Origin of the sequence: uncultured Dokdonia sp. (assembly GCF_937910895.1) — a bacterium.
Taxonomy (GTDB): Bacteria; Bacteroidota; Bacteroidia; order Flavobacteriales; family Flavobacteriaceae; genus Dokdonia.
On record NZ_CALEMI010000008.1, the window covers coordinates 1 to 23,858 of the forward strand.

At 33.3% G+C, this 23,858-nt stretch carries 23 protein-coding genes and 2 pseudogenes; 11 read left to right on the forward strand and 14 right to left on the reverse strand.

The window, feature by feature from the left end:
- Positions 1-686, reverse strand: a pseudogene (locus tag Q0505_RS00365) (IS256 family transposase); the annotation flags it as partial.
- A gap of 209 nt (positions 687-895) precedes the next feature.
- On the opposite strand from Q0505_RS00365, the pseudogene Q0505_RS00370 reads away from it, so the two are divergent.
- Positions 896-2,394, forward strand: a pseudogene (locus tag Q0505_RS00370) (prolyl oligopeptidase family serine peptidase).
- Positions 2,395-2,463: 69 nt separating this feature from the next.
- Here the strand turns inward: Q0505_RS00370 and Q0505_RS00375 are convergent.
- The 4 genes from Q0505_RS00375 to surE form a co-directional block, all read right to left on the reverse strand.
- The gene (locus tag Q0505_RS00375; RefSeq protein WP_299207472.1) at positions 2,464-2,940 is read right to left on the reverse strand and encodes an NlpC/P60 family protein; all 477 of its coding nucleotides are present in this window, start codon (positions 2,938-2,940) and stop codon (positions 2,464-2,466) included.
- 300 nt (positions 2,941-3,240) lie between these two features.
- Complete coding sequence (gene lpxB / locus Q0505_RS00380; RefSeq protein WP_299207476.1) at positions 3,241-4,353, reverse strand: lipid-A-disaccharide synthase; 1,113 nt, start codon at positions 4,351-4,353, stop codon at positions 3,241-3,243.
- Between the two features lies 1 nt (position 4,354).
- Positions 4,355-4,633 carry a hypothetical protein gene (locus Q0505_RS00385; RefSeq protein WP_299207479.1) on the reverse strand — a complete coding sequence of 93 codons (279 nt, stop codon included), beginning with the start codon at positions 4,631-4,633 and terminating at the stop codon, positions 4,355-4,357.
- Positions 4,634-4,759: 126 nt separating this feature from the next.
- Entirely contained in the window at positions 4,760-5,533 is a 774-nt protein-coding gene (gene surE, locus Q0505_RS00390; RefSeq protein ID WP_299207484.1) for a 5'/3'-nucleotidase SurE, read from the reverse strand.
- A 152-nt stretch (positions 5,534-5,685) separates the two neighbouring features.
- Here surE and Q0505_RS00395 point away from each other — a divergent pair, with 152 nt between their 5' ends.
- Entirely contained in the window at positions 5,686-7,827 is a 2,142-nt protein-coding gene (locus Q0505_RS00395) for a carboxy terminal-processing peptidase (RefSeq protein ID WP_299207487.1), read from the forward strand.
- A gap of 3 nt (positions 7,828-7,830) precedes the next feature.
- Positions 7,831-8,931: an ABC transporter permease gene (locus tag Q0505_RS00400; protein WP_299207490.1), complete on the forward strand. Its 1,101-nt coding sequence runs from the start codon at positions 7,831-7,833 to the stop codon at positions 8,929-8,931.
- Between the two features lie 57 nt (positions 8,932-8,988).
- Here the strand turns inward: Q0505_RS00400 and Q0505_RS00405 are convergent, their stop codons facing one another.
- The 7 genes from Q0505_RS00405 to Q0505_RS00435 form a co-directional block, all read right to left on the reverse strand.
- Positions 8,989-9,195, reverse strand: coding sequence for a hypothetical protein (locus tag Q0505_RS00405; protein ID WP_299207492.1), 207 nt, complete (start codon positions 9,193-9,195; stop codon positions 8,989-8,991).
- Between the two features lie 96 nt (positions 9,196-9,291).
- The gene (locus Q0505_RS00410; protein ID WP_299207495.1) at positions 9,292-9,465 is read right to left on the reverse strand and encodes a hypothetical protein; all 174 of its coding nucleotides are present in this window, start codon (positions 9,463-9,465) and stop codon (positions 9,292-9,294) included.
- Between the two features lie 96 nt (positions 9,466-9,561).
- The gene (locus Q0505_RS00415) at positions 9,562-9,747 is read right to left on the reverse strand and encodes a hypothetical protein (RefSeq protein WP_299207498.1); all 186 of its coding nucleotides are present in this window, start codon (positions 9,745-9,747) and stop codon (positions 9,562-9,564) included.
- Positions 9,748-10,269: 522 nt separating this feature from the next.
- Positions 10,270-10,482 carry a hypothetical protein gene (locus tag Q0505_RS00420; protein WP_299207501.1) on the reverse strand — a complete coding sequence of 71 codons (213 nt, stop codon included), beginning with the start codon at positions 10,480-10,482 and terminating at the stop codon, positions 10,270-10,272.
- Positions 10,483-10,550: 68 nt separating this feature from the next.
- Positions 10,551-10,922: a hypothetical protein gene (locus tag Q0505_RS00425; protein WP_299207504.1), complete on the reverse strand. Its 372-nt coding sequence runs from the start codon at positions 10,920-10,922 to the stop codon at positions 10,551-10,553.
- Between the two features lie 48 nt (positions 10,923-10,970).
- Complete coding sequence (locus Q0505_RS00430; protein WP_299207507.1) at positions 10,971-13,724, reverse strand: CHAT domain-containing protein; 2,754 nt, start codon at positions 13,722-13,724, stop codon at positions 10,971-10,973.
- Positions 13,725-13,731: 7 nt separating this feature from the next.
- Positions 13,732-14,148 carry a hypothetical protein gene (locus Q0505_RS00435; RefSeq protein WP_299207510.1) on the reverse strand — a complete coding sequence of 139 codons (417 nt, stop codon included), beginning with the start codon at positions 14,146-14,148 and terminating at the stop codon, positions 13,732-13,734.
- 115 nt (positions 14,149-14,263) lie between these two features.
- Between Q0505_RS00435 and Q0505_RS00440 the strand changes: the two genes are divergently transcribed.
- From Q0505_RS00440 to Q0505_RS00455, 4 genes are all read left to right on the forward strand, one after another.
- Positions 14,264-14,827 (forward strand): sigma-70 family RNA polymerase sigma factor, encoded by a 564-nt coding sequence (locus tag Q0505_RS00440; protein ID WP_299207513.1) that lies wholly within the window; start codon positions 14,264-14,266, stop codon positions 14,825-14,827.
- The gene (locus Q0505_RS00445; protein WP_299207516.1) at positions 14,824-15,624 is read left to right on the forward strand and encodes a hypothetical protein; all 801 of its coding nucleotides are present in this window, start codon (positions 14,824-14,826) and stop codon (positions 15,622-15,624) included. The genes Q0505_RS00440 and Q0505_RS00445 overlap by 4 nt, the downstream gene beginning before the upstream one ends.
- A gap of 571 nt (positions 15,625-16,195) precedes the next feature.
- A complete protein-coding gene (locus Q0505_RS00450; protein WP_299207519.1) occupies positions 16,196-16,423 on the forward strand; it encodes a hypothetical protein in 228 nt (75 codons plus the stop codon).
- A 546-nt stretch (positions 16,424-16,969) separates the two neighbouring features.
- Positions 16,970-17,176, forward strand: a complete 207-nt coding sequence (locus Q0505_RS00455) for a hypothetical protein (RefSeq protein ID WP_299207522.1) — start codon at positions 16,970-16,972, stop codon at positions 17,174-17,176.
- A gap of 54 nt (positions 17,177-17,230) precedes the next feature.
- Here the strand turns inward: Q0505_RS00455 and Q0505_RS00460 are convergent, their stop codons facing one another.
- Both Q0505_RS00460 and Q0505_RS00465 read right to left on the reverse strand, forming a co-directional pair.
- Positions 17,231-19,879 (reverse strand): CHAT domain-containing tetratricopeptide repeat protein, encoded by a 2,649-nt coding sequence (locus tag Q0505_RS00460; RefSeq protein ID WP_299207525.1) that lies wholly within the window; start codon positions 19,877-19,879, stop codon positions 17,231-17,233.
- A gap of 113 nt (positions 19,880-19,992) precedes the next feature.
- Positions 19,993-20,349, reverse strand: a complete 357-nt coding sequence (locus Q0505_RS00465; protein WP_299207528.1) for a hypothetical protein — start codon at positions 20,347-20,349, stop codon at positions 19,993-19,995.
- Positions 20,350-20,481: 132 nt separating this feature from the next.
- On the opposite strand from Q0505_RS00465, the gene Q0505_RS00470 reads away from it, so the two are divergent.
- The 4 genes from Q0505_RS00470 (at position 20,482) to Q0505_RS00485 (ending at position 23,309) form a co-directional block, all read left to right on the forward strand.
- Entirely contained in the window at positions 20,482-21,048 is a 567-nt protein-coding gene (locus Q0505_RS00470) for a sigma-70 family RNA polymerase sigma factor (RefSeq protein WP_299207530.1), read from the forward strand.
- Positions 21,045-21,845: a hypothetical protein gene (locus tag Q0505_RS00475; RefSeq protein ID WP_299207533.1), complete on the forward strand. Its 801-nt coding sequence runs from the start codon at positions 21,045-21,047 to the stop codon at positions 21,843-21,845. Before Q0505_RS00470 ends, Q0505_RS00475 begins: the two co-directional genes overlap by 4 nt.
- An 82-nt stretch (positions 21,846-21,927) precedes the next feature.
- On the forward strand, positions 21,928-22,737 hold the full coding sequence (locus tag Q0505_RS00480) for a DNA/RNA non-specific endonuclease (RefSeq protein ID WP_299207535.1): 810 nt from the start codon (positions 21,928-21,930) through the stop codon (positions 22,735-22,737).
- 365 nt (positions 22,738-23,102) lie between these two features.
- Positions 23,103-23,309: a hypothetical protein gene (locus tag Q0505_RS00485; RefSeq protein WP_299207538.1), complete on the forward strand. Its 207-nt coding sequence runs from the start codon at positions 23,103-23,105 to the stop codon at positions 23,307-23,309.
- The last annotated feature ends 549 nt before the right edge of the window (positions 23,310-23,858 follow it).

Genomic DNA, 23,858 nt, shown 5'->3' on the forward strand with positions numbered 1-23,858 from the left:
GTCCATTTCTTTTCAATGTTTTTTGTAGCCAAGTAGACTAGTTTGAGAAGAGCCATATCGTTTGTAAATGCTCCTTTTGTCTTGGTCACTTTGCGTACCTGACGGTGGAATCCTTCTACTGCATTTGTCGTATAGATAATCTTTCTAATAGGTTCTGTATACTGGAAGTACTGCGATAGTTGCTCCCAGTTGCGTTGCCAACTTTCAATTACAACAGGGTATTTGTCGCCCCATTTCTGCTCTAGATCAATCAAAGCATCCTCTGCGACTTCTTTACTAGTAGCACGATAAACAAGTTTTAGATCTCGCATAAACTCTTTTTGATCTTTAGAAGCAATGTATTTGAGAGAGTTTCGTATTTGATGTACGATACAGAGCTGTACTTGTGCTTTCGGGAATACGCTCAATATCGCATCAGTAAAGCCTCTAAGGTTGTCCGTACAGGCGATTAAAATATCCTGTAGACCACGGTTATTCAAGTCAGTTAGGACTTGTAGCCAAAAATTAGCTCCTTCGCTCTCGGATATATACATACCTAATATTTCCTTACGCCCTTCCTTATTAATCCCTAAGATATTGTATAGTGCCTTATGAGTTATTCTACCGTCTACTTTTACCTTATAGTGCATCGCATCGAGCCATACGATACAATACAGTGGTTCCAATGGACGATTTTGCCACGCCTTTTGTAAGCTTGCCATTGGTTTATAAAAAAAAAAGGAGAAGAAGTTTCTGAGATCATTGTTTTAGATGTGGAGACCCAAAAAGATATTACCTTGTGTTTTTACAAATTATATTACTAGTTTTTCTGTAATCCAATGGATGTCAGATGATTCAGGGTATATAAACGTATAGTCCTAATAATAATCCAAATAGCGATAATTATTGGTTTGATATGCAATCTGTCGTATATACAATTGGTAGTGATCCCAATGACAGAGTAGATGTCTTTTCAAAAAAGCATAATGAGGAGCTAAATATTAAATCAGAAGATTTTCCCCTAGTTTATAATTATGATACACAGGATGGTTATGTATTTGCTGTGGTAGGAGGTGCCTCTTCTTTTTATGATATATATTATAAAAAAGAAGAAGACTTATTATCTACAATATCTTGGAAACCTTTGGCTAAAAAATCTGATCAAATAAAGAGAATACGAGTTGATAAAGAGAATAGACTAATCTATTTAACTTCTAAAAATAATTCTAATAATAGGTTATGTAGAACTCCAATGTCAAATATAAATTTTGATACTTCAGAAATTCTTGTTAATGAAAAGAGGAGTCAAATAATTACTAAATTTCAGAATACTAAAGACGGTATCTATTATACCACTCAAAAAAATGGAATAGAGCAAAGAATGTATAGATTAGAAAATGATAAGGAAATAGAAGTTTTGCTACCTAGAGAAGTTTCACAAATAAGTATCCAATCTCAAAGTGTTGATCAAAATTTTTTGCGAGTTAGTACTTGGGGAAGTTTATCCCCTGGAATACATTATTTATATGATTTTGACAGTAAAAGTTTTAGAATAGAGCCAATTATTCCTGTAGTAAAACATCCAGATTTTGATAATCTTGAAATTAAACATCTAGAAATTCCTTCTCATGATGGGGTGATGGTTCCTATAAGTATTATCCATAAAAAAGGATTAGTTAAAGATGGGAATACTCCTACTCTTTTTTATGGTTATGGGTCATATGGAGATGCGGACAGTGTTAATTTCAATCCTAATTTTCTTACTTGGGTTACAGAGGGCAATGGTATTTTAGTATATTCTTATGTGAGAGGAGGAGGTCAAAAAGGGGAAGATTGGCATAAAGCAGGTTTGAAAACGACTAAACCCAATACTTGGAAAGATATGATTGCCACTACTGAGTATATAATTAGAGAAGGGTATACCAATCTTGAAAAACAGCTACGTGGGGATCAAGCGCTGGAGGTATTATGGCAGACAGGGCTATGACGGATAGACCTGATTTATATCAAGTCGTAATACTGAACTCTCTGGCTTTGAATATGTTACGATGTGAAATTCAACCTAATGGAAAAAATAGCATAAAAGAATTTGGAACAGTAGAAATTAAGGAAGAATTTGAAGCTTTATTTGAAATGGATTCCTTTCATCATGTTGAAAAAGGTATAAAATACCCAGCCACTTTAGTTACTGGCGGTATGAAAGATGGTCGTGTTGTTGTTTGGGACCCAGCCAAATTTGTTGCCAAATTACAAGCGTGTAATATCCCTGAAAATCCTACATTATTCGCTGTCAAATTTGACGAAGGCCATGGTGGTATGGATGCAGATAAAAATGGAAGGATAGAAAGATATGCAAATGTCTTTTCATTTACTTTATGGCAAATGGGACATTCAGATTATCAATTAAAAGAATAATAGGTGTTTATTGCTTTCGCGAAAGCGTAACCTAAGTATACACCAAATTATAATAAAAGAAGCTAGCTTTTATATCACCCTCCTCGCTTCCACAAACGCCCGTTTCCAATAGCTTTCTTCTAGCGAGGAGGTAAGTACCCCTTTGGAAGTGGTAGAATGAATAAAATAGATCTCCCCACTTTTTACCGCGGTCACCAAACCTACATGATTAATCTGTCGGCTGTTTTTGTTGGTTTTAAAAAAGACCAGATCACCTTTGCGAGCGCTGTTTATGGAGATAGGTTTTCCTTTTTTTGCCATCTGACGAGAGACGCGGGGTAGTACAATATTTTCTTTTTGAAACGCTACATACACCAGTCCTGAGCAATCCATCCCCTTAGACGTCGTACCGCCAAATTTATATCGCGTTCCGCTAAACGCTTGTGCCTGTGCGACAATCCGTTCGGTTTTGTTAGGTGTGTCTAGATTGTAGGAAGTGGCTTTTTTTGCACCTCCACAAGAAGTGAGTAAGGGGATAATAATAAGAAGGAATACTAGTTTTTTCATGTAGGGTAGTGTTGTTATGCAATTCAGGTGAAACAAATATGAGAAAAATATAACAGTTGTGAAAAAAGAAAAGAAAAAGAGAGAAAAGAAAAGAGATAAAAGAGTATAGAACATAGAGCATAGACTAAATAGAGTACTACTCTAATGTAGCGTGATTACGCTATTTTTAAACTAATAAAATCTATAAAGGGATGGCGTGATTTTCGCGAAAGCGAAAATAAGATACAATTTAAGTTAGTTGAAATGCTTCTATAAGAACCGTCTATATTCTATGATCTAACAACGCAGCTGTCTATACTCTTAAAGAGAACTATACTCCACAATCAGCTTTGCGGTTTTAGCACTCGCCCCGCGGCCGCCTAGTTTTTTTTCTAAATCATAATAATCTAGAAACAGCTTCGCACGGTGGTAGTCGTCTAGAATTTGGTTGAGGGAGGCTTTGAGGGTTTTGGTGGTAAACTCATTTTGGATCAGCTCGGTGACCACAGGTTTATTCATAATCAAATTGACTAGAGAGATATACTCCAGTTTGATAATCCGTTTGGCAATCTCATAAGAGATCCAGCTTCCTTTATAACACACTACTTGTGGGACTTTAAATAACGCTGCTTCTAGCGTGGCGGTACCTGAGGTAACCAGTGCCGCATTAGCAAAACTCAAAATATCATACGTCTTATTCATAATCAACCGTACCTGTGAATTTTTAAGAAAAGGCTGGTAAAAAGACGGTTCTTGACTAGGCGCTCCTGCAATCACAAATTGATAGTCGGGATAGTCATCTATCACACTCAACATCACACTGAGCATGGCATTGATTTCTTGTTTACGACTTCCAGGTAAAAGTGCAATAATGGGTCGTGTATCTAGATGATGTTCTTTATAAAACACAGCATACTTGGCTTGCGTACGTCCTGAAATCGCATCGATAAGCGGGTGTCCTACAAAATGTACAGGGTATTGGTGCTTGTCATAAAAATCTTTAACAAACGGTAAGATCACATACATGTGGTCTATCGTGGCTTTAATCGTTTTGACACGCCCTGCACGAGATGCCCACACTTGCGGACTGATATAATAATGTGTTTTGTATTGTTGTGCTTTTGCCCATTTGGCAATCCGTAGGTTAAAACCAGAGTTGTCTATAAAAATGATGACATCTGGGCGAAATGCTGCGATGTCCTTTTTACAGGCACGTATAAACCCTAAAACAGTAAAAAGATTTTTTATAATCTCCGCAAACCCCATAAAAGCACGTTCTTTATAATGCGTGACGAGTGTGCCGCCTACTTCTTGCATGAGATCACCACCCCAAAAACGAATATTTGCTTCTGGGTCTTCGTGATACAAAGCCTTCATGAGATTTGATCCGTGTAAATCTCCACTGGCTTCTCCTACAAGAATATAATATTTCACTTTAAAAGAATTTACGTGCCATCACTGCCACTGCGATTATCACTGTAATCATTAACACCCCGCGTGCTTTATAATCTTGTTTTTTCTTGATAAAAAAGAAAAATACTAAGAGATTTAAAACGGCGCCCAAGGTCACAATTTTACCAAAATAGCCCTCAGCCATCGATTTTTGAATTGTCGTCATAAAAGATTCGTCAGAAAATATAGCAACGTAGAGATAGAGTCCTACCGCATTTGCAATAAGTCCTGTGAGTATGCCTATACTAATATCTTTTTTCATAAAGTAGGGTTGCGGTTATCGCCATTTAGATCATTTGTCTTACTACAAAAATAGTGATCCTTTTTGAGGTGTTCTAGTATACGCTTTCGCGAAAGCGTATAAAACCCTCTTTTTAGGAATTCTACATTAGAGATCCCAACTATTAAGCTCTTGAACCATGTGATGCGCTGTCAGGTCAAACTGAATAGGCACGATACTCACATAGCCTTCTGCTAGTGCCCACTCATCGGTATCTTCACCTTTGTCTTCATTGACAAATTTTCCAGTAAGCCAATAGTAATCACGCCCTTGCGGACTGGTGCGTTTGTCAAAATCTTCGACCCACATTGCTTTTGCTTGACGGCATATTTTAGTTCCTTTGATGGCATCCAGTGGAAGCTTAGGGATATTTACATTCAGAACGACTCCTTTAGGGAGGCCGCTCTGCAATACTTTTTCGGTAATTGATTTTACAAAGGGTTTACACGCCTCGAAGTCTGCGTGTTCACTGTAATCTAATAAGGAAAATCCAATCGCAGGAATCCCTTCTATACCAGCTTCTACCGCAGCACTCATCGTACCGCTATAAATCACATTGATCGAGGAGTTGCTCCCATGGTTGATACCACTTACACAAATATCTGGCTTGCGACCTAGGATTTGTTGTGTGGCTAGTTTTACACAATCGGCAGGGGTTCCTGAGCAACTGTATTCCTTGTGTGTTGCATTTATGTCAAAGATAAAAGAATCACAATATAAAATATCATTAATGGTAATCGCGTGTCCCATAGCACTCTGAGGTTTGTCTGGAGCTACCACCACAATATCTCCTAGAGTTTGCATGACTTCAATCAAGGTGCGAATTCCTTTTGCGGTAATACCGTCATCATTTGTGATAAGAATAAGTGGTTTTTTTGCCATGACTATGATACGTTAGATTCTATGCGCGAAAATACGTAAATTGCTTGTCTTATGTGCCAATGAAGGTTTAACAAAATATTACAACCATTTTCCATATCGTGGCACAATTTTTAATGTACATTGGTAGTTAAAAAATGCAAATAAGTGATTTTATGAAAAGCAATTTAAAATTAATAGCTCTTGCCTTATTATTTTCTGTGGCGAGCTGTAGTTTTACTACAAAAGGAATTGAAGAAGACCCTGACAAAGACAAATTACTATTAGATCTTATATCCTACGTGATTGAACGTGGACATTTTGATGCAAAAGCAATGGATGATACATTTTCTGAATCTGTTTTTGAAGATTATATAGATGCACTAGATCCTTACAGACGATTTTTCCATAAAAAAGACATCGAAGAGTTTTCGGTATATAAGGATAAGATAGATGATATGGTCAAAGAAAAAGACCTTACGTTTTTTGATCTTACCTATACACGTTTTGTAGAACGTTTTAAGGAAGCAAGAGAAGCACAAGGGGCTATCCTTGAAAAACCATTTGATTTTTCAGAAGCGGAAAGTATTAATACAGAATATGAAAAGTTACCGTATCCTAAAAATAAAAAGGAAGTTAGAGAGCGTTGGAGATTACAGTTAAAATTAAGCGCTTTGAGTACTTTTTATGATATGAAAGATACGCAGGATACACAACTTGCAGAAGGGAAGGAAGTAGAAGAGGTCTTGACAGATGAGCAAATAGAAGTAAAAGCGAGAGAAGAAATTGCCGAAAACACAAATAATTTTTTTGACCTTACAGAAGAGCTTGAGCGTAAGGATTACTTTGCTACTTTTTTAAATGCAATCGTAGAAGAATTTGATCCTCATACCAATTATTTTGCTCCTGTAGCTAAAGACAGATTTGATCAACGTATGAGTGGTCAGTTTGAAGGGATTGGTGCACGTCTTCAGAAAAGAAATGGGGCAGTACATGTAACAGATATTATTTCAGGAGGACCCGCTTGGAGACAAGAAGAGTTACAAGCAGGAGATATTATTTTGAAAGTGTCACAAGAAGGAGATGAGCAAGCAACTAGTATTCAAGGAATGCGTCTTGATGATGCGATTGAGCTTATAAAAGGACCTAAAGACACAAAGGTCATCCTCAATGTTAAGCGTAAGATAGACGGGAGTATTAAAGATATTGTGATTACTAGAGATGTTGTTTTATTGGAAGAGACGTATGCACGGTCTGCTTCGGTAAGCAAAGACGATCAAAAGTATGGGATTATTAATTTGCCTAGTTTTTACTTTGATACAGAAAATGCGGGCGGTCGTGATGCGGCATCAGATATTAAGCAAGAGATCATTCGTTTGAAAGAAGAAGGTATGGAAGGTCTTGTGATTGATTTGCGTAATAACGGTGGAGGTTCTCTAAAAGCAGTTGTTGATATGGCTGGACTTTTTATAAAAGAAGGTCCTGTTGTACAAGTAAAGTCGGGCAATGATGCACCAGATATACTTAATGATGAAGACAAAGGAATTTTATGGGACGGACCTCTTGTTATTCTTGTCAATGAAAATTCAGCTTCTGCAAGCGAAATCCTTGCTGCAGCCATGCAAGACTATAAAAGAGCGATCATTATAGGAGGAAAGCAAACTTTTGGAAAAGGAACGGTACAACGTTTCTTCCCGCTTAATAGATGGTTGCGTTCTAATGATTACGGAGATATAGGATCACTTAAGGTAACGATACAGAAGTTTTACCGTGTGAATGGAGGATCTACACAACTAGAAGGTGTAAAGAGTGATGTTGTCGTTCCAGATATGTATAGTTATATAGATATAGGAGAACGCGATCAAGAAAATCCATTACCTTGGGATAGAATAAGAGCTGCTAGTTATGATGCTTGGGATGGATACATTGATTATGAAAAAACGATAGAAAATAGTGTAGCTCGTATTTCAAAAAGCGAACAACTTAAGCTTATAAACGATTATGCAAAATGGCTTAAAGAACGTCGCGATGATACACAATGGGACTTGAGTTATGAAGGATATAAAGCTAAAGTCTTAAAAAGTGAAGAAGAAACAAAACGTTTTGATGCTATCGATGATTATACATCTAATCTTACCTATAACTCACTACCGTACGAATTAAAACTTTTTAAAGAAGATACCGTGCTAAAAGCTAAAAGAGAGCGCTGGCATAAAAGCCTTGCAAGTGATGTATATGTTGAAGAAGCTCTTAACGTACTACAAGACTTAAAAATTAATGATATTAGAAAAAGTAAAATTGCTGCGATAAAGGATTAACTCATGTCGCAAACTGCAAATTCACTTACAAGTTTAGCGCTCCGGAAGTTTACTAAAAACTTTTGGGGCGTTTTGAGTTTGATCTACATTGTAATTTGCGGTTGCATTGCATTATTTGCTTATATACTATCTCCTGATTCGAGTCAGAATGCAAATCAGATGCATCTTTCTATCCATTCAAGAGGTCCTGGTTTTACTGTTTCTATGTTAACAATTCCGTCATCTATAGAAAAAGAATCTTTTACGATTTCTTCTCTTTTCTTTGGGACCCATAATAACGATACAGAAGTCCCTATAACCTCATATCTTATCGAAGATGGAGCCATCATATATACGCCTTATGCTGGCGATGATATAGAAGGGATTTCTAAACGTTTAGAAATGAAGGAGGGTGTCGATGTGTCCGCTTTCGCGAAAGCGCATATCACTTCAAGAAAATTTTTATTAGGCACTGATAAATATGGAAGAGATTTACTGAGTAGAATGTTTGTAGGAGCTCGTATTTCGTTTTCTATAGGATTTGTAGCTGTTTTTATTTCCCTTCTTATAGGATTGTTTATGGGCTCGTTAGCGGGTTATTTTGGAGGAAAAGTGGATGCAGTTATTATGTGGATTATTAATGTCACTTGGTCCATACCTACATTACTACTTGTGATAGCCATCACATTAGCTTTAGGAAAAGGGTTTTGGCAAGTATTTATAGCTGTAGGACTCACGATGTGGGTTGAGGTAGCTCGTGTGGTACGAGGACAGGTCATGGGGGTTAAACAAATGCAATATGTAACAGCGGCAAGAGCGCTAGGATATACTCATGGGCGTATCATAATAAGACATATTTTACCTAATATTATGGCACCACTTATTGTAATTTCTGCTGCTAATTTTGCAGGAGCAATTCTTATTGAAAGCGGGCTTAGTTTTTTAGGAATAGGAGCACAACCTCCTACACCAAGTTGGGGTGCAATGATCAAAGATCATTATAGCTATATTATATTGGGAAAACCTTATTTGGCTGTTATTCCTGGACTAGCAATTATGTTGTTGGTGATGGCATTTATGTTGGTAGGAAATGCACTTAGAGATGCGCTGGATGTGAAGAGTTAATTCGATTATATACATAAGGCAAGGTTGGAAAACCTTACCTTATGTATATAATGATATCTATCCTACACCGTCACCAGTAAGGCAGGCATGTACATCTTCGGTACCTAAGCAACATCCATTACTAATTGGGTATCCTCCGCACTCTCTACATTCTTTAGGAGTATATATAGGGCATCTAGAATCACTTAAACCTCCTTTAATTTCTTTTTGTTCTTTGTTATTCAATTTTTGAACACCTTGTAATTTTGAAATTTTTTTTAACATAATAACTGTATTTATGAATTAATTGTTTTTAATAAATTATTTAGAGATACTCATCATATATCTATCCTAACATTGCGTGTCATGTGTAAATCAATATTAACACACGGTTTGTTGGCATGCGTCAAAACAGTCTCCTAACTCCATTCTGTCTTTAGAAGTTAGTACACAGTTATCATAACAAGCAGCACAATTATTACCACCAGTAATCACTTTTTGCTCTTGACTTTTTAAAGTCTTGATTTCTTTTATGTTTAATAAATTTTTTAGCATGATCTTCTATTTTTAAATTTCGTTATATAGCTTATAAATAATAGTATGATTAGTGTCTATAAGCTATATTATTTATACTTTCATGTGTCAATACTATTAATCGCAACACATCCCGTTCATACAAGTTCCTCTACCGTCAGGACTATTTGGATTGTCATAGCAACAACAACCGTCACTATCATATTCGCAAATAAATATTTGACAGGCATTTCCTATCCCTCCATTAATTACTTTTTGCTCATATCTATTTAGTAGCTTACCTAGTTTTCCTAATTTTTTCATAGTGTACATTTTTAAATTAATCGTTGACCTTAATCTATTAAAGACACTTAAGGCTTGTGCCTATCCTTGCAAGAATATTTTTAAAACTACTATTTTAGTAGATTGATAATCAGATTATTGTTAAGTTGACTTTTATTTAAAAATAAGAAAATAATGTATTTAAATTGCTGATAACCTGAAATTTAACACTGAAAACTTATAAATTTTAACGTTTATGCTAAATTTTATCGTTTTTATCTTGAAAATAGAAAATCGAGATACACATACGTATCTCGATTTTACCAATTTTATTATTATAAAGAATATTATATGGAAGTGTTTATATTTCCAAGGCATATATCATCTAATCCCAAGTGATCCCACTAAGGCTTCTTAAGTAGATATGTTCAGGGTTTTACCATCATCTTTGGTAATCATTTTTAGATAAGTAGATTTCTTAGGCTTTTAGCTTTTGTTTACAACCAACGGTTTGTTATTTAAAATAAAAGATAAAAGGCAGTTTTTACTGCCTTTTATTATTAATTAAAGATCATGTGGAATTTCACCGTTACAAGCGCCAGTTCCATTTTCTCTTGGACCGCAATATCCCCAATTTTGTGTTGTAGGAGATTGACAGCATTCTGAAGGACCACAATCATTATGATTGAAACATTGATCTGGTCTACGGCCCCCAGTAATTAATTTTTGATCTGCCTTATTTAAGGTCTTTCCTAAGTTTGAAATGTTTTTTAACATAATTAAATTTTTTAAAAATTAGATTTGCTGTGAACATTTAAAGACACTCACAGAATGTGTCTGTTATTTTATATGGCTTTTTGGAGTTTAGATATAAGAGGAACTGTTGTTCTTTTTATACTAGGTTTGTTTAATGCTTCTATAAAATGTATTAGATTTTTACGGTTATATGCAGATGGGATAGAATATCCATTAATTGTAATAGCTGGCGTAAAGCTGATACCATTTTCAATACACGAGGGGTATTGGTGTTCCAAAGTCTTTCCGTAAACTTCAATGGCTAGCTTATTAATATTAAAATCGTTAAGAGCACGAGTGATTATGTAAATACTTGGATGAGAAGGATGACCTTGTATTTGTAAAGCAAGTTCTTTCTTGTCAAAAGCAATCTTATTAAGCGTTAATAGTTGCTGTACTTGGTATACTATAGGATCGTTCAAGGGCACTTTATTTGTGTTCCTTATATTGTTCCTATAACTTAAGATTTGTTACCCTAAAATAATATTTTTCTTTTTGTAGAGGTGTAACAGTATGATAATGAATGTTATTATAATAAATAAAATACTAAAGATTACTAAAGTATTGTCTCCATATAAGGATTTTTCTGTTTCCCCTATAAGGATAAAAGGAGCCCAATAATAGGGGGATTGTTGTGATAAATTATTAGAAGTGATGTAATCAAATTTTGCTTGATGTAATGCCTCAGATTTTGAATTTCCCTCTTTTAGATAGATGTAAAAAGAGGTCATTATTTCTGAGGTGGCCTTATCATTAGTTTCCCATAAACTAGAAACTACAGTGTTGGCACCAGCATAGAAAAAACCTCTAGTCAGACTCATGACTCCTTCTCCTGGAGCAATATCTCCTATGGTTGTGTTACAAGCACTGAGCGTTACCAACTCCGCTTGATTTTTATAAATATAGAGCTCTGATGCGATTAGGTTTTCATCTTTAAATGCAATCCAAGGATTAGAAGTGCCATCTGCATGAGTAGCAAGGTGTATGATTTTAGCATCTTGAGATTGGGTTAAAAAAGCGTGTTTGGTCGCGTCTTTATTAATATACATCTCTCCTTGAGTTATTGTATGTATTGCTGTTAATTCTTGCTCACTTTTTTTAAGAGTTTTCAGATTATCTCTTTCAAATGTTACAGGAGCAAAGCCGACAAAAGATTTTTTAGCATTTCTTGATAATGAGGCATTATGCATCAAAAACGACATGGAATATGCATAACTTATTCTATACTCTTCTATGAGGTATCTAGAGGATTCTTTTGAAGAAATTAGGGCTTCAAAAGGGATGTTTTGTAGTTTCCCGTCCGGTACTATAATGAGATTTGAATAATGAGCTATTGTGGTTGCTACTTCTTTTGGTAAAAGATAGGTATAAAGGGTATGGGCAACTTCTTGAAAAGAGTCTTTGTCATTTTTGTTTTCAAAAGGTTTAGAAATACGGGTTTGGAAATCTTTAATGTGTACATCGGTTTCCTCAGTGTTGTCAATAGGATGAATAATCATCTCTTTTTTTGAAACGAGTATAACATAGTGATCTTCTTTTTTGTCATCATTATTCCAAATGTAAGAGATCACAATACTTTTAGGATCTATATACTTTTGAATTTCTGATATAGAAAATAGTTGCGTTTTTGTTTTTGTAGAAAGGTACTCAGGATATGCTATTTTTATAGAATCAGTAAGGCGTTCTAATAGTTGTGTTGTTTTAAACAGGCGATCTTTACTGTCTTTATCAGTATGTTGTTTTAGTGTTATGGTTCTTTCTTTTAATTCTAGCTCTCTAGTAATGACATGATCAGGGAGCAGTGATTTTGTGTTGTTTTCAAGAATACTCTCTGTGAGTAAAAATGCTTTATTTTTTTCTGTAAAATAAAATGCTAGATCTAATTTGTTAAGAATAGCACACGCTTTTACCGCTCTTAAATAAATATAGGAAGCTTGATTTCTCCAAAATAATTTAGAAAGATTTTCATTAGATCTTTGTTGGATAGTACCTATTAGATGATCTGCAATTTGTAAGTTTTGTAAGGCAAGTTCTGCTTTTAATATATCTTGATCAGCATCATACATCTCTAATAAAATAGCTGCTTTGTCATTAATCACGCTTAAAATGACGTGTTGATTCTGTAAGTCTTCTAGGTCTGACAGATTTGGAATGCCATACGAATCTATTTCAAGATTAGTAATTTTTTGAAAAGCCAAACCATTATTTGAAAGTGCTTTTTTAAAGTATTTCTTATACAGGAAATATTCAGAAAGGTTAAGGTATATGTCTGAAACATCTTTCTGATTATACGTAGTCTGAAATTGTAAACCTTTATTGAGATAATAAAAAATACTATCCTCAAAAGATCTATTTGCTCTTTTTTCTTCTTTGATATAAAGATTTCCAATGTTTCTATTTAGAATGGTTATTCTAGATGAATCTTGATATTCTATAGAAATTTCTAGTGATTTCGTATAATAAGATTTTGCGTTTTCGAAATCATAATTGTCAACAGAGTTGTAATAATTAGCGACAGTATTGTAAAGTGCAATGTAATTAGATGGCGAAAGAGGTAAAATTTCTTTTAAATCAAGAGCCTTATTTATGTAATCAAACTCTCTTTTATAGTTTATCTCGCTATGATCATTTGTTTCTGCTATTTTATCATAGATCTGTGCTATATTTACATAGGCATGATATAAATGCTGATAAATCTCATATTTTTCTAAAACAACAATGCCTTGATTTAGGAAAGTAATTGCTTTGTGGTAATCATCTTGGTTTTTATGAATAAGACCAATGTCGCAATAGGCACGTCCTACTTTTTCAGGGTTATTATCTAAAGCAATGACTTTATTATAATGTATAATAGCATTATCATACTCATGGTTATATCTTAGAAAAAAGCCTAGGTTAAATAAAGCATTACTGTAAGCCTCATTAATGGTGTTTCTTTTTTCATAATATAATACGTCTTTAGTAGCATATATGATAGCGCTGTCATAGTTTCCTTGTGAAAAATGCTTAATTGAAAAATCATGAGCAATTAAAATGGCTTCTTCTAAGACGTTTTCTTTTTCAGCAATAGAAAGAAGGCTATCTACCTTATGCTCAATGCTAGTATAGGATTGCGTGTTCTCTTTTATTAAATTAGAATAAGAATCAAAAACCCTCTGCCCATTTATAACACTTGTTACAAACATCACAAACGGGCAGAGTATATATGATAATTTAAAATTCAAATTAGTTTTATTCTACAACCAGAATACAACTATCTACACCTAGACGTGCTTTATTGACCCCTCCATTACTCTCTATTTCACCTTTAGGATCTCTGGCTGGTTTACAATCATCACAAAACTGAATATTTGCATACCAGATTTCAACTTCATGATTGCTATTAGAGCAATAGTCAACATCCATAAGATTAATAAAACCATCATTTGTAAAAGTAGCTCTGATGGCATTTACTTCTGCATGGGTTAGATTAGACTTATACGTAATCTGAATAGGGGTTAATGTTTCTTCAAAACTAGGTAAAGAAACTATAAGTTGAGTTTCTTCAATGGTAGCTTGCTCAATACTTTCTTCAGTATCAACACTACATCCAAAAGTAAAAGCAAGAATTAAAAGAGTTACAAGGGGCTTTAGAAAGGGACTTTTCATAAAAAAGAGTTTAGGGTTATATAAATTAATACTACTGATTTGTTACACAACCCTTCGTTTTGTTACCCTGTAAATATAAAAGTTTATTTTTGTTTGCCTAATGTATTCCCTATTAATGATTGACAATACGATATATCTAACTGCTTTACTAGAAAATGATTCTAAAGTAATAGGTATCATGTATGCCAAAATCTTTCCAAAAGTTGCCAAGTTTGTATTGCAAAACAGAGGGCAACGAGTAGATGCCGAAGACATTTTTCAAAAAGCATTATTGCAAATAGCAGTGCGTTATCGCAAAGAATCTTTTGAAATCACAAGTAGTTTTGAGGCCTATTTATTTACCGCCTGTAAGAATTTATGGCGCAGAGAATTAAATAGATCAAAAACAAGGGTAACAGATGATGGAGTTATGGAACTTAGGAATGAAGAACAGGATATGGCACTTGCTACGTTAGAACAAGAACGTTGGGAATTGTTTACAGAGAAACTTGGAGCTATATCAGAAAACTGCAAAAAAATACTCACCATGTTCTTTGCTAAAGTTTCTTATGAAGTTATTGTTCAAAAGTTAGGATATAATTCAGAAACGGTAGCAAGACAACGTGTTTTTAAATGCAAATCAAAGTTGATTGAAACTGTTAAAAATGATAACCGTTATGATTCCTTAAAAGAGTTATGAGTTCAGAAGAAGAAAGTAACATCATAGAAGCCTATTTTTTAGGGAGCCTACCTAAAGAAGATGTCATACGTTTAGAAAAGCGGATGTCTGAAGATATACGCTTTCGCGAAAGCGTACTCTTGCACAAACAACTCTTTGAATCACTCTCAGAAAATGATTGGAGTTATGCAAAAAATGTAGACACAAAACGGCTTAAAGAATACGAGCAATTATATAAAGATAAAGAAACGTTACAACTCAAGGAAACTCTTAAAATTGCTAATAGTGCCTATCAAAAAAAGAACTCAAAAAACACCAAGTCATTACTGTTTTATCTAAGCGCTGCTCTTATAGCTATTATTATTACAGTAGGGGTATTACTACCAAAACAACAAACCCCTCAAGAATTATATGTAGACTATTATACCGTATCTGATATTCCTTCTTTAGTATCTCGTGGAGGAGTAGAAGAGACCTCGCTAATTGATGCAGAACGTTATTTTGAGGAAGGTAATTTTAATAAGGTACTTGACATACTCACTTCTGAAATGACGAGTACCATACAAACAAATGCAAGTGTATTACTCTATAAAGGAATTTCAGAAATGGAGTTAAAACAATATGAGAATGCACATACTACCTTTGATCAACTTATTGAGAGTGATTTAATAGATGCTCCAATGGGATTATGGTATAAAGCATTACTTTATTTGAAAATAGGAGATAAAGCAAATGCAAAAGCGGTATTACTTCAAATGAATACCACTTCTTCAAATTATAAGCGCAAAGAAACAAAAGAACTTTTGGAAGCCTTGTAGGTGCTTTCAATGCTTAAATCCATTGATTTTTAGTATTTTGCATTAAATTACAGATTTTTTTATTATCTTTCCAATAGATTTTTTTGCTAAGAATATCTAGATGTTCATAGAAAACAACTAGATAAAAATGAATTAGCTTTTCACTTGTTAGTACATGTATGTATTAACTTTTTGCAAAAGAAAGTCTATACATTATACTTATGTCTACTTGCAAATAGAGGTATACATCGTTAACAAGAAACCTATGAATATGTACACCTAATATTTCTTATGACTGATCGTATTCTAGAAATCCATCATGGTATAAAAGCTGGAATAATACGAATACTTTAGAGAATTAAATAAGAAATTAAAATTTCCTAAAAACTATTTGAGTATGATCATCTCCTAATTAATTGTAGACGTTTTAAAAGGGCACTAAAATTTAGAAGTAAAATTAGCGTAGAAGAAACGTTATAAAAATAAAAGAGCTCAGCGGTAACTGAGCTCTTAAAACATTCTTGCAAGGACAGACACAAACTGTGAGTGTCTCAAAATGTTCGCAGTAAAATTAACTATAAATTTTACGATTATGTTAAAAAAGATTTTAAATCTAAATGGTGCTCAGCAATTGAGCAAAAATGACCAGAAAGTTGTTAATGGAGGAATGAGCCCATCTCCAGGAGGTTGTGCTAGTAGCAACTATTGCCCTACTGTATGTGCCTCTGCTCCATCAGGACATCGTTGTGATATACACTGTGATTGTCCTAATACTAATGACGGTCAGTGCAACGGAAACGGTGGATACTTCCTACTATAATGAAAAAAAGTCGCAGTTCTTATTAAATATTGGAGCTGCGATTTTCTATATTAATTTTAAACACAAAAGGAAATTAAGGATATTTTTGAAATACAATTATTCATTTAACTTTTTTTAATTTCTCTGTTATTCAATCACTTGTGTTTAATAGTGTGTTTTTTTCTTTTTTTTTAGGGTAAGAATTATTGTTGTCCAGAACATATAGGTGTTTACTAAAAACATTTAGATATGGACAAATTAGTTTTTTGGTTTTTGATACCCTTTCAGGTTTCTTCATTTTTAAAGAATATTTTTACCTTCAGCATACGAAGCAAAATTAGTGGTGTGATTTATGCTTATCAATAGCTGCAGTATTAACATCCCAATTCAGAACATTATTAATAATGTTCTGAATTGGGATTTTTTTTAAATCATAATGAAAATTAAAATTTTATATAAAAAAGAGCCTAGCGTTTACTAGCCTCTCAAAGTATTCTTGCAAGAATAGACACAAGCTGTGGGTGTCTCAAAATGTTCACAGTAAAATTAATTTATAAATTTTATACTATGTTAAAAAACATTTTAAAATTAGAAGGAGTTCAGGCATTAAACAAAGCTGAACAAAAAGCGTTAAATGGAGCGGGATCTAGAATGCCTATTAGTTGTACATCTGATGCTGATTGCGAACAAAGTGGTGTTTTTTGTCCAGGACAATCTAGATGTGTTATTGGATTTGGAATTTGTTTAGGAGTAGGTGGAGGAGCAGGTTGCTAAAAACCTGTTGTGTATATGTCGTTAAGTGTGTACTTAACGACATATATTTATTGTTCATTTTTTATTCTTAGTTCTTCTTATAAAGAATAGGAAAATGAGTAGCATACCCACAATTTCCATACTATAATATAAAAAGTAGTTTTTTGTAGGTAATGGACTAGAGTCTCCTATTAATACAAAAGACGCCCAATAATAAGGTGCTATTTCAGAGCCTGTATGATTTTCTAAATAATTCAATTTGGCTCGATGTAAAGCCACCGCTTTTGAAGTACCCGCATATAAGTTTTTATAAGATTGTTTCACAATGTATTGTGTGGATTTATCATCTACATTCCACAAAGAAGAAATAGTACTATTCGCTCCTCCATAAAAGAAGCCTCTCGAAAGGCTCATCACACCTTCTCCTGTTTCTATTTTCCCAGTAGATGTATTACAAGCACTTAAAAAAACAAGATCAGCATTGTTTTTAATTAAATATAATTCATTGAGATATAATTTTTTATCGCTAAAAGCAATCCAAGGTATAATAGAATCTGTAGCATCTGCATGTGTAGCGAGATGAATAATATTTGATCTTTTTAGCGCTTCCTTAAATGCACGTTTGTTAGCTTTAACTCCTGAATACGTATTACCTTTATAATAAGAATTAATACTTTCAATTTCTTCTTGGCTATCCTCTAATGAAGATAAATCCATAGGATCAAATTTTACAGGAGCAAAACCTGAAAAATGAGATGTATTTGAACTTCTACTTACCCTCATTTCTTCATGAAATGTATAGCTATATTTGTAGTGTATTTGCGCGTGTTTAATTAGATAATCATTGGAGGTATTTAAAGAAACAATAAGACTTTCAAAAGGGATTGTAGTAAGATAATCATCAGGAATAATTGTAAGTTGTTTTCCTTCGATAGTATGTCTTATTTCTTCAGTAGGGAATAGTTTGTTATATACAGTGTGAGCTATAGTTCTATATGCTACTATATCTTCTTTTGTTGTAAAAGGTTTAATATTTTTTTTTTGTAATTCTTCAATTTTCGATTTGAAGAGTTGCAGACTATCCATCTCAAAAAAATGAGTTTTGGCGGCAGTAATTATAAGTCCGTAACCATTAGTAGCATTAGGATAAATACCATATCCATTATCTATAGGAATATGGTATTGTATAATAGCTTCATTAGGAGTTAAACTTGATTTTAAATCTGAATATGGGAAAGGAGTAAAACTCTCTAACAGACTTTTGTAATCTTTATACATCCTCTTTATACTATCTGTTAAGGCAACAAGACTATCATTGTATCTTATTTGGAGTTTTAAAGCTACCTTATCGTTATTTTTAATTCTTTCTAATTCATTAAGTTTATTAGTGAGGTATTGTTCTCTTTTGACAAGGGGTTCTGGTAACTGAAGATTTTGTAGCTCTCTTTGTTTTTTTTGCTCTTCATATAATAGCAATGATTTATTTTTCTCCATAAATTCAAATGCAGCCGTGGGGTCATTTGCTAAGTAGCAGGCTTTTAAAGCTCTTCCATAAATCTCTGTAGCTTTCTTTCTCCATATCAATTTTGAAGTATTAGCACTGCTATTTTTATGATAGATATCAATAGTTTTGTCTGCTAATTTGAAATATCTGATAGCTTCTTGAAGCATCTCTTTATTCTTCGTTTTCTCGGCGAATAAAAGATAGGATTCTGCTGTGTTTGCTAATTTAGTTCGTAAATTTCCATCTTCATATCGTTCATTGAGAATTTTTGAAATTTCTTCTGAACTTATATTCTTAAAATCAGTACCTGTATATGCTACAAGTGATCTCAACTGTTGTGTTATAGATAATGAGTTATTCCCTAAATGCGCATTATTTAATCCAAGATTAGCGTATATAATACTCAATAATTTCTTATTTGAAGAAGGACAGTATGCTAATGCTTTTTTATGAAAATCAAGAGCAATGTCTGGATACTTGTGATCATTGAGAATACCAAGTTTAATATAAGAACTACTTACAAGAGATGAGTCCTTCATTTTTTTAGCAAGATGTAATGCCTCATAAGCAAATGGAATACCTTTTTTAGAATCTCTTGTTTTATAATCATTATAATAAGAACTTAATGCCTTTTTTATATTGTATCTGTCAGTATTAGAAATAGATAAAATGGTAGCTAAGGAATCTGCTTGTAAGAGATTGTATTCTAATTTTTCTAAAGCTTCTTTGGATTCAAGTTTTGAATAGGTATTATATGAAAATGAATAACACTTGAGTAATCTCTTATAATTTTTTAATTTTAAAAATACTTGCTCTGAGAGTTCATAATATATCCTTGATAAGTCATAGTCTCCTAATTTATAGTAATTAGCAGCTATTTTATAATAAACTTGTCCGGCGAGATCGTTCGAACCTTTAACTTTAAGAGACCTCTTATAAGCTTCATTACTCTTTTTGTAATCTTTTATTTTGTAATAAAAAAAACCAAGCTTATACAATTTGTTTTGTAAATCAGTATCAGCATTATCAGGATTATGATATGTAATAGATATATGAAGGGTTGCTATTGCTTTAGCAACCCTTTTATTTTGATAATGCCAATTAGAAAATCGATGCGCGATTAACCCGACATCAGTACGCTGATTATCACGTATGTTTTGAGCTAATAAAGAATTAATTTTTTCAATCTTATGAATATCAGTATTTTCTTTAGAGTCCATAATATCTCTGAAAGATTGATACTGAGCTAGACCTATACTAGTCGAAATATAAAAAAGGAATTGAATTATTTTTAAAATCAGAGGGTGTCTGTATACCATAGATTAATTTACAATTATCTGTTTGGATTACGTACTCTTTGTGTATCTACTTCCTCATTATCTTCTATTTCATCGTCAACAGTTTCAGACCTACATTGCCCTTGAACAACAACACTAGTATTCATGTTTTGAAGAACAAATGCCCATCCTTCACTACCATCAGGAAATACTTGAAATACAGGCGCACGTCCATAAATATTAAAACTAGCTCTGACAGCATTTTTCTCAGCAATGGTAAGATCATTTAACCATACTATAGTAACATGGTAAACACCAGAATTACAGCTAAGTTCATCATCAATAGATGTTGTCGTTATTAAAGTTGATGTAGCAATGTTATTTGTGGACTTAAGGCTAGTAGTATAACTCATTGAAAGAAATGCTAGAACGATAACAATAATTTTTTTTGTTTTCATAATTAAATTTTAAGGATTTAAAATGTTATTTTGCTCTTATGTTCTCAAAGATCCATAATCTTACCCCCTAAACATCTTTTTAAATTTATGGTCATAAAAAATGGTATAAACTATCTGGATGGATTGCGTACAGGTGATGAAAAAATTATTAAGGCAATTTACAGATCAATGTTTCCAAAAGTAAGGCATTTTGTTCTTAAAAATGAAGGAGAACAGCAAGACGCTGAGGAAGTTTTTCAGAATGCGTTGTATCAATTAAGTATCCGTTTGAAATTGAGTGATATAGAAATAAAGTTGTCTTTTGAGGCATATTTGTTTACGGTATGTAAAAATTTATGGCGTAAAGAATTGAATTCTAAAAAGAGATGGGTAAGAAATGAAGAGGTAATAGCACTTAAGAGTGAAGAAAATTACCATAGTGAGGCTATTATTAATCAAGAACGCTGGGATCTTTTCGAAGAGAAATTGGAATTATTATCTCCTAATTGTAAAGAGTTATTAAAAGATTACTTTAAAAAAGTGTCCTATGATCTTATTGTGAAGAAGTTCAACTATGCATCTGAAAATGTAGCATTTCAACGTATTTTTAAATGTAAAAAACGCTTAGGTGACTTAATTAAGAAGGATGGTAATTATGAAAAACTCAAATCATGATGGAAGAAGAAGTTTATAAAAAAATAGAAGCCTATTTAAGTGGAAGGATGTCCACAGAAGACACTCATCAATTTGAGTTAGAAGTGGCATCAAAACCCGATTTAAAAGATGAGTTAGCATTGTACAAATCCATAACACATCACCTTACAAACACAAGTGATGAGGATGCTGCTGGATATGATTCAAAACATAAAAAGGAGATAGAAGCCTATATTCAAAGTGAAGAAGGAAAAGCTATCAAAAAGAAACTTTTAAAAATAAATGAAGACTATAAAACTACTTCAAAAAAGGAAAACCCTAAGAGAAGGTCTCTATATTATGTAGTTTCTTTAGCTGCAATTTTTGTTTTATTATTTGGGCTTTTCTTTACAAGTAATTCAAATGCAGACTTATATACAGATTATTATAAACCATCAGAATTGCCATCCTTTACGAGTAGATCAGATCAAGCCTCATTACTCTCAAAAGCGAGTACTGCTTTCAAAGAAGGAAATTTAGATATATCTTTAACAAGCTTTCAGGAATATAATATCACAGCAAAAGAGATCAACCCTTTAGTATATGTATATACAGGATTGATTTATTCAGAAAAAGGAAACCTTGAAGAAGCCATTAAGCAGCTAGATCTTTTAGAAAATTCACAAAGCCTCGACAACTCTCGTGCCCTATGGTATAAAGCATTGACGTATTTGAAATTTGATAAATCAACCAATGCAAAAGAAACACTTATAAGTATCATTAGAGATTCAACAAATTATAAGTATAAAGAAGCAAAAGAACTTCTAGCAAAATTGTGATTGGTTACTCTGTAAACGATATTTGTCATAAAGAAATGAGTACAAACAAATAAATATATTGTTTGCTCACAGAAATCATTACATGAAAAGAAAATACACCTATCCACTTCTTGTCATTCTGTTTACTGTAGGATATTTTGCTTTTGAAAAATATGCCCATCAAAAAATAGACGAACCTATTGTAGAAGCAGGAGCACAAGAAAAAGAAGATACGAACACCTATTTTTTGCCAAGTTCGACGACTGGGCAGGTGATTCATCATAATTACTACTCCTTGAGTTATAGTGAATCTCATGAGCAAGCGGAATGGGTAGGATATGAGCTCAAGAAATCACAGCTTATTAATAACGATTTTAAGCGACCTTATTTTGAAGTAGATCCCGCTGTAAAAACGGCATCGGCGCATTGGCGTAATTATAAAAACTCAGGCTATGACCGTGGGCATTTATGTCCGGCAGGCGATCGAGAGTTTAGTAAACAAGCCTATGATGAGACATTTTTAACCAGTAATATTACCCCACAAAACCATGCATTTAATGCAGGTGTCTGGAATAGACTAGAGCAAAAAGTGCGGTATTGGGCAAAAAAATATGATGGTGTATTCATCGTTACAGGAGGTGTTTTAAATAATAAAAACACATCCATAGGAACCGAAAATGTGACAGTACCCACTTCTTTTTATAAAATTGTATATGACCGTTCTGGCAACAATACTCGAATGATCGCTTTCTTAATGGATCACCAAGAGTCTAGTGAACCCTTATATCGTTTTGTGACTTCTGTAGATCATGTAGAAGAACTGACGGGAATTGATTTCTTTCCAAAACTAGAAGATGTCTTAGAACAAAAACTAGAAGCCTCTTCAGAGTATAAAGAATGGAGTTTTAGGTAAATTTTCTTTATACGCTTTCGCGAAAGCGTGTAATGACTTTTTAAAACAGGAGTAAGACATCTAAAATTACACCATACAAATTTTCTAAAACTAATAGGATACATACAATTGACTAATCTTTTGTATACTATGGTTTAACAGCGAAGCGATCTATATTCTTTCACTGGTGACTGAGTGATTTTAAGTATTAAATACGAATTGCGATTGAGATACGCAGAATTATATCAAAGTTACTATACACTTGCACTATTTAATTTTGTCTGAAACTACAATGTTAATAGAATTATATTAAAAAATTAACCAACTGAATATTAATAGTTTTTACTATTTTAGAGATTATTATTAAATCTTAAAAGACATAAATTATGTTAAAAAAAATTTCAAATTTAGGTAGTGTCCTAAACCAAACTGAGCAAAAATCAATAATAGCAGGTAGAGCTGTAATTTCTGATGCTGGATGGTGTTCTTCAAATTGCAGTGTTGCAGGAGCAGACTGTAGCGAAATGTTCGGTCCTACAAAAACATGTCGTAGTATACCTTGTGATGGAGATCAAGTATTAGCTTGCTATTAAACATATAATTAAGCGGACTTTGGTCCGCTTTTCTTTTTTATACCTACAAATTCTATAGAACGACCACCCATTTTTTTGGCAATGATGAGAAGTCTATATACTATGATCTAACAGCGAAGCGGTCTATAATCTTTTTACCACCATTCATTCACCCGATTTCCATCTAACTTAATAAAAATAAAAGGAGTATCTGATTACGGAAAGTTCTCTATAATTTGTGTAAAAAACTACAAATTCTATAGAACGACCACCCCCATTTTTTGTGGAATGATGATAAGTCTATATGCTATGATCTAACAGCGAAGCGGTCTATAATCTTTTTATCACCATTCATTCACCCGATTTCCATCTAACTTAATAAAAATAAAAAGAGTATCTGATTACGGAAAGTTCTCTATAATTTGTGTAAAAAACTACAAATTCTATAGAACGACCACCCCATTTTTTTTGGCAATGATGATAAGTCTATATACTATGATCTAACAGCGAAGCGGTCTATAATCTTTTTATCACCATTCATTCACCCGATTTCCATCTAACTTAATAAAA